The sequence below is a fragment of the Arenimonas malthae CC-JY-1 genome (genome assembly GCF_000747075.1).
Classification (GTDB): domain Bacteria; phylum Pseudomonadota; class Gammaproteobacteria; order Xanthomonadales; family Xanthomonadaceae; genus Arenimonas; species Arenimonas malthae.
Genome location: NZ_AVCH01000090.1, coordinates 1 through 1,851, shown reverse-complemented (window position 1 = coordinate 1,851; position 1,851 = coordinate 1). Strand labels below are relative to the sequence as shown.

Here is a 1,851-nt window from a genome sequence, read left to right as displayed (position 1 = left end):
CGCTGCCCGGCGCGGGCGACATCGCGCTGCGGCTGCCGCGCCCGGCCGCGCCGCGCGCCAGCGTCATCGTGCCGGTCTACAACCAGCTGGCGCTGAGCCTGGCCTGCCTGCGCGCGCTGGCCGACTGCGGCGACGCCGCCGGCTTCGAGGTCATCGTCGTCGACGACGGTTCCAGCGACGACACGCCCAACCTGTTGCCCTCGGTGTCGGGCCTGCGTTTCCACCGCAATCCGAAGAACCTCGGCTTCATCGGCGCCTGCAACGCCGGCGCGGCGCTGGCGAAAGGCGAGTTCCTGGTCTTCCTCAACAACGACACCACGGTGCAGCCCGGCTGGCTCGACGCGCTGCTGGACACCTTCGACCGCCACCCCGACACGGGCCTGGCCGGCAGCAAGCTGGTCTATCCCGATGGCCGGCTGCAGGAAGCCGGCGGCATCGTCTTCGCCGACGGCTCGGGCTGGAACTACGGCCGCTTCGACGACCCCGCGCACCCGCGCTACAACTTCGTGCGCGAGGTGGACTACTGCTCGGGCGCGGCCATCGCGATCCGCCGCGGGCTGTTCGACCGGCTCGGCGGCTTCGACCCGCTGTACGCGCCGGCCTACTACGAAGACACCGACCTGGCCATGCGCGTGCGCCAGGAGGGCCTGAAGGTGCGCTACCAGCCGGCGTCGGTGGTGGTGCACCACGAGGGCGCGACCTCGGGCACCGACCTGTCCAGCGGCGTGAAGGCCTACCAGGTCGCCAACCAGAAGAAATTCCTGGCGCGCTGGCGCGAGGTGCTGGCGCGCGAGCACCTGCCCGCCGGCACCGACCCGCAAACCGCCAGCGAGCGCGGCCGCCGCCACCGCGTGCTGGTGCTCGACGCCTGCACGCCCACGCCCGACCGCGATTCCGGCTCGGTGCGCATGCTGGCGCTGATGCGCCTGCTGCGCGAGGAGGGCTGCTCGGTGGTGTTTTTCCCCGAGAACCGCGCCCACGACGGCCGCTACACCCGCGACCTGCAGCAGCTGGGCGTGGAAGCCTGGTGGCACCCCTGGGTGTCGGACGTGCCGAAATGGCTGGCGCAGCACGGCGCGCGCTTCGACCTGGTCATCGGCAGCCGCCACTACGTGCTGGCGCCGGCCTTGCCGCTGCTGCGCTCGCACGCACCGCGCGCCACCGTGGTGTTCGACACCGTGGACCTGCACCACCTGCGCGAGCAGCGCGAGGCCGAACTTTCCGGCGACGCCTCGCGCCTGCGCGCCGCGGCGCGCACCCGCAAGGTGGAGCTGGAGCTGATCGCCCAGAGCGACCTGACCTGGGTGGTGAGCCATGCCGAGCAGGCGCTGCTGGCCAGCGAAATGCCGTTGGCGCGCGTGGACGTGGTGTCGAACATCCACGAAACCGGCGGCGCCGGCCCCGGCTTCGACGCGCGCGAGGGCCTGCTCTTCGTCGGCAGCTACCGCCACCCGCCGAACGTGGACGCGGCGCTGTGGCTGGCCGACGACATCCTGCCGCGCCTGCGCGAACGCGCGCCCGGGCTGGTGCTGAACCTGGTCGGCGGCGACGCACCGCCGGAAATCGAAGCCCTGGGCCAGCGCGAGGGCATCCGCTTCCACGGCTACGTGCCCGACCTCGACCCGCTGCTGCGCGGCGCGCGCGTGGCGCTGGCGCCGCTGCGCTACGGCGCCGGCGTGAAGGGCAAGGTGAACCAGGCGCTGGCGCACGGCCTGCCCGTGGTGGCCACCACCTGCGCGGTGGAAGGCATGCACCTGCGCGAAGGCGAGGACGTGCTGGTGGCCGACGACGCCGCCGGTTTCGCCGACGCGGTGCAACGCGTCTACGACGACCCGGCGCTGTGGGCGCGGC

General features: G+C 73.0%; 1 protein-coding gene. It reads left to right on the top strand.

Going from position 1 to position 1,851, the window contains the following annotated elements:
* Window positions 1–1,851, top strand: a 1,851-nt coding sequence (locus N790_RS04875) for a glycosyltransferase (protein ID WP_043801511.1), incomplete at both ends; no start/stop codon positions are given.